Annotated in this window: 6 protein-coding genes and 1 pseudogene; 3 read left to right on the top strand and 4 right to left on the bottom strand. The window is 39.9% G+C overall.

Annotated features, from left to right (window positions below; all coding sequences use genetic code 11):
- The first annotated feature begins 451 nt into the window (after nucleotides 1–451).
- The 3 genes from HMPREF9304_RS01200 (at nucleotide 452) to HMPREF9304_RS01190 (ending at nucleotide 4,778) form a co-directional block, all read left to right on the top strand.
- Entirely contained in the window at nucleotides 452–1,282 is an 831-nt protein-coding gene (locus HMPREF9304_RS01200) for a GLPGLI family protein (protein ID WP_036925984.1), read from the top strand.
- 13 nt (nucleotides 1,283–1,295) lie between these two features.
- The gene (locus HMPREF9304_RS01195; RefSeq protein WP_231564430.1) at nucleotides 1,296–3,872 is read left to right on the top strand and encodes a peptidase associated/transthyretin-like domain-containing protein; all 2,577 of its coding nucleotides are present in this window, start codon (nucleotides 1,296–1,298) and stop codon (nucleotides 3,870–3,872) included.
- Nucleotides 3,873–3,983: 111 nt separating this feature from the next.
- Complete coding sequence (locus HMPREF9304_RS01190; RefSeq protein WP_036925981.1) at nucleotides 3,984–4,778, top strand: ADP-ribosylglycohydrolase family protein; 795 nt, start codon at nucleotides 3,984–3,986, stop codon at nucleotides 4,776–4,778.
- A 298-nt stretch (nucleotides 4,779–5,076) separates the two neighbouring features.
- On the opposite strand, the gene HMPREF9304_RS01185 is transcribed toward HMPREF9304_RS01190, so the two are convergent.
- From HMPREF9304_RS01185 to HMPREF9304_RS01170, 4 genes and pseudogenes are all read right to left on the bottom strand, one after another.
- The gene (locus HMPREF9304_RS01185; RefSeq protein ID WP_036925989.1) at nucleotides 5,077–5,550 is read right to left on the bottom strand and encodes a hypothetical protein; all 474 of its coding nucleotides are present in this window, start codon (nucleotides 5,548–5,550) and stop codon (nucleotides 5,077–5,079) included.
- Nucleotides 5,551–5,633: 83 nt separating this feature from the next.
- Nucleotides 5,634–8,355, bottom strand: a pseudogene (gene ppdK, locus HMPREF9304_RS01180) (pyruvate, phosphate dikinase).
- A gap of 102 nt (nucleotides 8,356–8,457) precedes the next feature.
- Nucleotides 8,458–8,940, bottom strand: coding sequence for a low molecular weight protein-tyrosine-phosphatase (locus HMPREF9304_RS01175; protein WP_197061622.1), 483 nt, complete (start codon nucleotides 8,938–8,940; stop codon nucleotides 8,458–8,460).
- Nucleotides 8,937–10,313 (bottom strand): DNA recombination protein RmuC, encoded by a 1,377-nt coding sequence (locus HMPREF9304_RS01170; RefSeq protein ID WP_036925978.1) that lies wholly within the window; start codon nucleotides 10,311–10,313, stop codon nucleotides 8,937–8,939. Before HMPREF9304_RS01170 ends, HMPREF9304_RS01175 begins: the two co-directional genes overlap by 4 nt.
- Between the last annotated feature and the right edge of the window lie 129 nt (nucleotides 10,314–10,442).

Here is a 10,442-nt window from a genome sequence, read left to right as displayed (position 1 = left end):
TAGAGCAACTGACTCTTAATCAGTGGGTCTAGGGTTCGAATCCCTAAGGGTGTACAACAAGAGGGTGTATCATAATTCTGCTTTATGATACACCCTCTATTTGAAATCACTCATGATAGTGTTTCTCGGTTGCAAGAACTTGGAGCCTATGGTATTCCGGTATAGTTTGAGAGGGATTTCCAACTTTTCCTTTATCCGTTGCATGCGCAAGGGCATCCATTTTTCTGTATTTTTCTTCTAACGAAAAAGCATTTTTTATTCATATGGGCTTATATATCGCATTTTTTTTGTAAATTTGCTATCATAAATTGGATATATGGCATTTGAAAACTGCGAATCAATTTTATACGCGAAGTATCATTCTAATTCAAAAGTTGACTCTTCCACGTTGATAAATTGTCCTATAAGCCAAGCGAAATGACATGAGTAACAACTATAAAAAACATAGAATATGAAAAAATTTGTTTTATTGACAGCTGCTGTCTGTTTAACATCTGTAGCATTCGGGCAGAATGCAAGTTCTTCTCTCATAGATGAATACGAGTGCATCTACGAGTATCAAGTAAAAAACACCAAAGGTTCTATTGATGCGACCTCTACCATTCTTCAAATCGGCAGAAACACAGCAAAGTTTTCTGATTATACCACCTTTCAGGCAGACTCAGCCATAGCTTGCAAGGCTCCAGAAGCTGACATCCAGAAGTTCAAGGCACAAGAAATGAGAAACGACATGCTCTTCGACCAGTCTGTTTCCCAAAATGAACCTAAAGGTAAGTTGACTGTTTATAGCATCATCACACCAAATTACTACAGTTATACCGAGAGCGCCACACCCATCAATTGGAACCTTTCAGAGGAAACTGACACGATCTGTGGATACACTTGTCAAAAGGCAGTGGGAGAATATGGTGGCAGAACGTGGACGGTTTGGTATTCTTCTGAGATACCTGTGTCCTTTGGACCTTGGAAACTTTGCGGTTTGCCAGGATTAGTATTGGCGGCTAACGATGCAGAAAACATACATCAGTTCAAGGCAATCACGTTCCGTAAATCCAACACTCCGATGAACTTGAAGCCATACGCCAATCCCATCAATATTTCAAGAGAGCAATTCATTAAAGCGAAGAACAAGTTTGAGATAAATCCAATGGGCAACATCCCTGCGGAAGCCATCAGCGAGATGATTGTTCTGAAATCTGAGGAAGGCGGACATCGTACCTTGATCAATGGTGTGGTGTTGAGAGTTCGCCCTAATGGATATGTTCCACTGGAATTGAAGTAAACATTGCACATTGATGAATAGGAGAATATTCTCGATTTTGATGCTGTTGACATGCCTCTGTAACTCCTCTTTTTCCCAAAGTGTAGTTACAGGATTTGTGCGTGATTCTACAGGCTTGGCTTTGGAAGGTGTCATCGTAAAGGCTACTGCTGACAAAGCAACTTTAGCCTTTGCACGAACATCAGAAAAGGGAACTTATCAGTTAACGCTGAAGACAGATGCCAAACAGCTCATCATTACAGCCGAAACCATTGGATATGAGAAGGCCAAGAGAGAAATCAAGAATATCTCACAGAAGTGCGACTTCATCCTGAAAGAGAAAACAACTGCATTGAAAGAAGTCGTGGTAAAAGCTCCTGCCATCTACCAACGAGGTGACACCCTGTCTTACAACTTAGCCTCGTATATAGGAAAGAATGACTACACTTTGAAAGATGCCTTGAAGAAACTCCCAGGCATTGAAGTAGAGGACAAAGGTTCCATCAAATATCTGGGTAAAGAGATTTCTAATTTTTACATTGACAACATGGATTTGTTGGGTGGACGCTATAACATAGCAACCACTAACATTCCTGCTTCGTTAGTAAGCACCGTGGAAGTGTTGAGCAACCATCAAGCTGTGAAAGCCAAAAAGGATGTCTTTTCCGACAACGTAGCAATCAATGTAAAAATGAGCAACAAGGCAAAGTTCAAACCCGTTGGCTCTTATGGTGGGTCGCTTGGTGTGGGTAAGCATACTTTGTATGAAGTGAATGGTGCAGGAATGCTCTTCATGTCAAACTTCCAAATGTTGGCTTCACTAAAAGTTGGCAACATCAATCAGTTTGCTTTGACAGACGGAACGAATCACTTTGCCAAGCAAGAGACATCCTCTACAGTGTCTCATTTATTGGGGAATCTTTCGGCTTCCACACCTCCTATTGATGTTGACAGATATGCTTCACCAACAGACAGGTTGGTGTCGTTCAACCTATTGAAAAAGATTCAAAAGGATGTTACCTTAAAAGGGAATATAGGTTATAGCTATGCCAAAAGTAAGTACGATTATAGTTTGACGAGAAATTATGCGGATGCAGATCATCATATCATGATTGCCCAAGCGTATTCACCTCTATTAACTGTACATCGTCCGAGCATTCTGTTGGAATATAAAGACAATTCGGATAAGACTTATCTCAGAAACACTTTGTCTGGCACAGGTTCTTTTCTAACATCAGAATTGCCAACAAGGGAAAACGGGTTACTCTTTAACCAAAAGCAAACTATGCGTGAGTTTCATGTGAACAACAAGTTCTCCACCTTGTGGTATCACAAGAATTTACGTTGGTCGGTTACATCTATCATGTCATATCAAGGTTCGCCGATGGGAAAGATTTCTCTTAACAAGGAAACTGCCGATGGTGTGGTGCAAAATGCCAATGGACAAAAGTTCAAAACGGAGAACACCATCTCTGTATCGAAGAAGCATCTTAACTCTCGCATCTATTTGCCATTGATGTTGAACTACTATATAGATAAGGTGAAGACGAACTTGCAGCCGACAGATGAAGGCAACGACGTGAGTATGCAGAACCTCAGAATGGCGTTGGCACCGCAATATGAGTATTCGCATCCTCAATACAAATATGTCTTTCGAGTGGAAATACCGATGCGCATAGACTATATAGCGCATAGAGACCACATGTCGGCATCATCAGCTGGCACTTGGTATTATTCCATCTGCCCAAGCGTGTATGGCAACTATAAGGTAAGCTCCCTTTCTGTGCTGCGTACCAATCTGTTCTATGCCCGTAACTTTGGTGACATTCTGGACTTCTTGAAAGCACCTGTCAGAATCAATGATACCTCGCTGAAAATTGGTTCTGGTATATTGGCAGACAACAAAAGTTTGAATGCCTCGCTTCATTACGACTATAAGATACCACTGAAAATGTTGTTCCTCAATGTAGACCTTCTTTATAATCAGGAAAAGAACAACTTGCTTTTGAACCAAGACGCAAGCTCAACGCTCGTCACCATGTCGAAAATATACGCCCCAAATACAGGAAGAAGTTTGATGGAGCAAATCGGTATCACCAAATTTATAGAGCCTATCAAGACCAAAATTTCAGTAAATGGTGTTTACCAATGGAAACGAGAAACGACTTTGCAGAATGATGTTCAGCAGAAATGCACTTTGAAAAGTTGGATTTTCGCTCCAAAACTAACTTCACAACCTTTTAAGTATGTGGAGTTAGATTATCATGGAATGTTTGCCAAGACTTATCTTTCTACAAAGTATCAGAGCAACAGCTATCTGAGTCAGCAGCACAAGGTGTCTTTGAGAATTATGCCATTCGATGGCTTCACGTTTGACACCTCTGCTGACATTGTCAAGAATGAATTGACGAAAGATGTAACAAAGGTAATGAGCTTGTTGGATATGGGGTTATCGTTTAGAAAAAAAGCTATTAAAATTTCTCTTGACATCAGAAACATTTTGAATCAACAACAATATGGATATACCATCTACAACTCTGTCAATACATTTACCTATAACTATCAATTGAGAGGAAGAGAGTGTGTTTGCTCCGTAAAATTAACCATGTGAGTCTTACATGACAAGTGTTGCAAAAGGGAGTTTTATTATTTCTCGACTCTGAAGAGAAATTTAGCCATTGATGGCAAGGATTTAGAATGCTAAACAAAAAAAATATTGACTATGAAGAATCTACTATTAAGCGCTGCAATTGGCGACATCGCAGGAATGCCGTACGAATTTGAAAATCGAACAAAAAATTATAATGCGGTCAATTTACTACTTTCATCGAATACTTATACTGATGATACTGTTTGCACGTTTGCATGCGCAGAAGCACTTATAAAGAATTTGAATATGACTGAAAACCTTTGGAAGAGATGTCGTGCAGACTTATATCGTGGATTTGGCGGACGTTTTGCAAGATGGCTGATAGCAAAAGATATTCAACCTCCGTATAATTCCTTTGGCAATGGCAGTGCCATGAGGGTTTCATCGGCTGGATTTATGGCTAAGGATGCCAAAGAATGTATAGAACTGGCTACACAGACAGCGATGCCTACCCATAATCATCCCGAGGGAATTAAAGGAGCAGTAGCAACTGCTTTGGCTATATTCTACGGTATGCAAGGGAAAAACAAAGATTTTATTCGAGAGCATATACTTGAAAAATACTACCCAAATTGGTCGGACTTGACCTATCAAGGTATAAAACCCAACTATGATTTTGATGAGACCTGCCAACAGACAGTCCCAGCTGCCCTAATTTGCTTCTTAGAAAGCACAGATTATGCGGACTGTTTGAAGTTGGCAATTGCCTTAGGCGGTGATGCAGACACTTTGGCTGCCATTTCTGGTCCCATGGCATACGCTTTTTACAAGACCATGCCTAAAGAATTGATTGATAACGCAATCGCGAAACTTCCCGAATGGATGCTTGAAGTGAACAAACAATTTGACGAGTTTGTGAGCAGATAACGAATGGTGAATGCAACATCCCTCCTTCATTTTATAGTACAACGCTTTTGCGTTGCATCGTTCAACCCCTCGGGTAAAAAGAGTGAATACAAAAAAATTGATTGTCTCACGACAATCAATCTTCATTAACCTTAATAATCTAATACCATGAAAAACACAATGCAAAGGTACAAATATTATTGTTACCTACAAGTTTTCTATGGATATATTATGTTTTCTAACATAAATTAAATCTTTCAATATTCCAGTTAAGCTTCATTTGCATGCATTGAAAAACGTGATTAAGCTTGGAAATCTTTTAAAAAGGTCCAAAGGTTAATTCCGTATTCCATGTGCCTTGTCTCTTTGCAACTGAAATGGTGAACAAATGCCCTATCCCCTTAGGAGATATTCCACCCTTGTAAAAGAACAAACCATCTTCATAATCTTCTGCAAGAGAGTAGTTCTTCTTGAAAGCTTCTGACAACCTACTTAAATCTTTGACAGCAGCGGCTTTGTTTTTTGCATAGATAAAAAAACGGGCTTCATTGAACTTGGCGGCTTTGAATTTAAACAATACTTTATCAAAAACAAACCCTCTATAAGATAAATTTCTGAACAATACCGTATCTTGGTTCACCATGTTAGGCTTTCCAAATTCTGTCCGTATAGAATCAAGTGCTTGCTCGTAATCCAATCCCATGGTGACATTTCCGACCTTAGCACCTCTTTCTGCATAAGTATTTGTAGCCAAAACAAGACTAAAAATAATTACTAAAAATCTCGATAACATATCTTTATTGTCCTCATATTTACGTTTGAGGTAGCCTTGCGAATGCAAGACTACCCAAACATATTTACAAAAGTTTCTTCTCCCTATTCCTCGACTGCTGCTTGCGCGGCTGCTAATCTGGCAATAGGTACGCGGAAAGGTGAGCAACTCACGTAATCAAGTCCTACACGATGACAGAATTTAACAGACGATGGTTCTCCACCATGTTCACCACAGATACCACACATCAGGTTCTTACGTGTGGAACGTCCTTTCTCTACAGCCATTTTAATTAACTGTCCTACTCCATCTTGATCAAGTACTTGGAAAGGATCTACTTTCAAAATCTTCTTTTCCAAATATACAGGTAAGAAGCTGGCAATGTCATCTCGGCTATAACCAAACGTCATCTGCGTTAGGTCATTCGTACCAAAGCTAAAATACTCCGCACGTTTGGCAATGAGATCTGCTGTCAAAGCTGCACGTGGTATCTCAATCATGGTTCCAATGTGGAATGGAATCTCAACACCTTCTTCCTCGAAGAGTTCTTTGGCTGTTGAGCGAATCACATCCTCTTGAACGTCAAACTCTTTGACCATACCGATGAGTGGCACCATTATCTCTGGGCGAGGATCAAATCCTTCTTTCTTTAGCTGTATGGCAGCACCGAGGATTGCTTCTTGTTTGCATGGCAGTAATCTCTGGGTAGGTGTTTCCCAAACGACATCCACGATGTCCTAACATTGGGTTAAGCTCACTCAAACTATTAACACGGTTCTGAATGTATTGTACACTTACGCCCATATCCTTAGCCATTACTTCCTGACCTGCTAAGTCATGAGGCACAAATTCGTGCAACGGTGGATCTAACAAACGAATGTTCACTGGATGTCCGTCCATCGCCTTGAGAATACCATAGAAGTCTTGCTTTTGATAAGGCAATAGCTTCTCTAACGCTTTTTCTCGTCCTTCTTGCGAATCAGCCAAAATCATTTCACGCATGGCCTTAATCTTTTCGTTTTCAAAGAACATGTGTTCTGTACGACAAAGTCCAATTCCTACTGCGCCAAAGTTGTGAGCCACTTCTGCATCATGAGGTGTATCAGCATTGGTACGAACCACCAGTTTAGTATATTTATTGCAAAGCTTCATTAGTTCTGCAAAATCTCCTGTTACCTCAGCGGCTCTTGTTTCTACTTGACCTTGATAAACCTCACCCGTAGAACCATTGATAGAGATATAATCACCTTCACGTAAGATAACACCATCGATTTCTACCAAGCGTTCTTTGTAATTCACACTAATGGCTCCAGCACCAGAGACACAACACTTACCCATACCGCGTGCTACAACAGCAGCGTGTGAAGTCATACCGCCACGAGCCGTCAGAATACCTTCAGCTGCGCTCATACCTGCTAAATCCTCTGGCGAGGTCTCCATACGTACCATAACCACTTGTCTGCCATCTTCGTGCCATTTGACCGCATCGTCAGCGAAGAATACAATTTGACCGCATGCTGCTCCAGGAGATGCTGGCAGTCCTCTTGTCAATACCTTGGCTGTACTCTGAGCCACCTTATCAAATACAGGGTGCAATAACTCGTCAAGTTTATTTGGCTCACAGCGTAACAAAGCAGTTTTTTCGTCAATCTCTCCTTCGTGAAGCAAATCCATAGCAATCTTAACCATGGCTGTTCCAGTACGTTTACCATTGCGAGTTTGCAAGAACCAGAGTTTTCCTTCTTGTACAGTAAACTCCATATCTTGCATATCGTGATAATGCTTTTCAAGTTTGTCTTGTATACTGTTCAGTTGTTCATAAATCTCAGGCATCGCCTCTTCCATTGAAGGATAATTTTTGGCACGCACAGCTTCTTCTATATTCTGTTGCTTAGCCCATCGTAAACTTCCTTCTTTTGTAATCTGTTGTGGAGTTCGAATACCAGCAACGACATCTTCTCCTTGTGCATTTACAAGATACTCGCCATTAAAACGATTTTCGCCAGTTGCTGCATCACGTGAGAAACAAACTCCTGTTGCAGAAGTGTTACCCATATTACCAAAGACCATTGCCATTACAGAGACAGCGGTCCCCCACTCTGCAGGAATGCCTTCCATCTTGCGATAGAGGATAGCGCGCTCGTTCATCCAACTGTCAAATACAGAACAAATAGCTCCCCATAGCTGCTCCATTGGGTCATCGGGGAAAGCTTTGCCCGTTTGTTTCTTTATCGCCTCCTTAAAACGAACTACCAACTGTTTCAGGTCGTCAACAGTCAGTTCGTTATCAAGAAAAATACCTCGCTTTTCTTTTACTTCCATGATGATCGCTTCAAAGGGGTCGATATCCTCTTTGTTAACGGGCTTCATACCTAAAACCACATCGCCATACATTTGTACAAAACGGCGATAGCTGTCGTATGCAAAACGTTCATTGCCAGTCTTCTGTATCAATCCCTTTACCACTTGATCATTCAATCCAAGATTTAGGATAGTATCCATCATACCTGGCATAGATGCACGAGCACCAGAACGAACTGAAAGTAATAGCGGATTGGCAACGTCACCAAATTTTGAGCTCATCAATGTCTCAATATGCTTCACAGCCTTGATAACATCCTCTTGCAGGAGTTGCACAACTTCTTCTTTACCTTTTTCAAAGTATTCATTACAAACATCTGTCGTAATCGTAAATCCTGGAGGAACAGGTACGCCAATTAGGTTCATCTCGGCAAGATTTGCGCCTTTGCCACCCAGCAGATTTCTCATATCTGCCTTACCTTCTGCTTTTCCATTACCGAAGGTATAAACTCTTTTTACACTCATATTCAATAATTAATTAAACTATTTGCAAAAATAACAATATTTTAAATATCTACAAAACAATTGGTTCATAAATGCTATCTTCAGATTGCATTTGTGTACTTATTATGAAGTCTCTAATGCCACAAATAATTGTTGGCAAGCATCTTCTATTAAATCAAGCGCATTGTTGAAATCTTTTTCGTTACCATAATATGGATCAGCAATTATTTTTACATTTGCATGTTGCGTTATGTAGTCAGCCAACATCAAAACTTTTTTGCGCTCGTCTTCATTTTGAGTCTGCGAAGTAATTTGTCGATAATTTTCTTGATCCATGACGAAGATGTAGTCGAAATATTGAAAATCTGACTTTGTAAACTGTCTTGCATGACTGTTAAACACGTATCCCCTTTTCAACCCACAAGCTCTCATCCTTGAGTCAGGAAGCTGACCCACGTGCCAATTGCCAATACCGGCTGAATCAACTTCATAATTCGCATTGGCTTTGTTTGCATTGATAATTGACTTCATCACACCTTCTGCGGCTGGACTACGACAAATATTACCAAGACAGACAAACAGGAGCTTTTTCTTATTTATTTTCATTCTTCGTTATTTGTGATAGTTTGTAAATCGGGCTTCGTTGCAGGTATGGCTTGGTTGGCACTCTCTTTCACGCCCAACTCTTTTAGTTCGTTGGCTTTCTGCACAATGCTTTGTCTTCCTGTGTATGCTTTATTATATGCTTCGTCATAATGTTTACGAAGATTGATGATATCCGTATCAATCTTATCAAAACGTTTGATAAACTCCCCTACTCTTTTCAACAACTCCTCTGCTAAAGAAAAAACTCGCTTCTGATTTTCTGTTTGTGTATATTGTCGCCAAGCTATTTGAATCATCTTCAGAATCGCCATGAGGTTTTGCTGACTTGTAATGAATACTTGTTTTTCAAACGCTTCCCCCCACAAGCGAGGTTCGGTAGCCAATGCCAATTGTAGCGCACCCTCATTGGGAACAAACATGATGACAAAATCTATCGCTTTCCGAGGTGCTTGAACATAACTGCTATAGTCTTTTTTTGATAGATTTTTAGCTTGAGTTCGAATGCTATTGACCAAATCTGTAGCATATTTTCTCTTTAGTCCTTCTTCTGTTGTCTGCACATATTTGTAATACGCGTCTATCGACATTTTGGCATCAATAATAACATCCTCATTATTAGGATAATGCAAAATCACATCAGGGCGCATTCGTTTTCCCGTATCGTCATTTCTAACGGCATCTCCTTTCTCGTTGGTAAGGGTATATTGTATATCATAATCAACTCCTTCAATATATCCCTGTGTCTCTAAGATGTCTGTCAGAATGCGCTCTCCCCACGACCCTTGAACCTGATTACCGCCTCGTATGACATTTGTTAATTGATGTGCCGAATTTTCTATTTTTTCTGTTTGCAAACTCATTTCTTTGAGTTGCTGTGTCAGCGATGCTGTATTTTTAATAGATTCATGATTTGTTTGTTGAATAGCTTGCTGCAATTGCTCCAAATTAACTTTCAGTGGCTTCGTAATGTGCTCCAGTGACTCTGAGTTTGTCAATTTCAAACGCTCAGATGTCTGTTCTAATATCTGTGTTGCCAAATTAGAAAATTGAGCCTGAACAGTTTTAAGTTGTTGCTCAAACTGTTCACGTCGCATTTCCGATTCTTTGGAATGGAATATTTTTTGCGATTCAAGTTCTGAAGATACACGTTGGAAATCAATCTGTCCTTGAATCATTTTGTTTTGCAGCGAGTCTTTTTCTTCGTGCAAAAGTTCTATGCGCTTCTCCAATTCTTGCTTACCCAACTGTTCCTGCTCCATTTGTTGTTTGACCAAAAACAATTGTGTTTCAATAGCTTTTTTCTTACCGTTTATCAACAAAAAGATAAAAACTCCACCAAAAATAAGTCCTACTGATAAAAATAAAAAATCCATAATGCAAAGATATAATATTTTGGCAGTTTATAAAAACATTATGTTTAATTATTTAGATGAGATTCTTGACCATGGAATCATATTTCTATATAATATCCACTGAATAAAACCACGAAGGGCTAAATACAC

The organism is Hoylesella timonensis S9-PR14 (genome assembly GCF_000762405.1).
Lineage (GTDB): Bacteria > Bacteroidota > Bacteroidia > Bacteroidales > Bacteroidaceae > Prevotella > Prevotella timonensis_A.
This window is presented reverse-complemented; position numbering and strand designations above follow the sequence as displayed.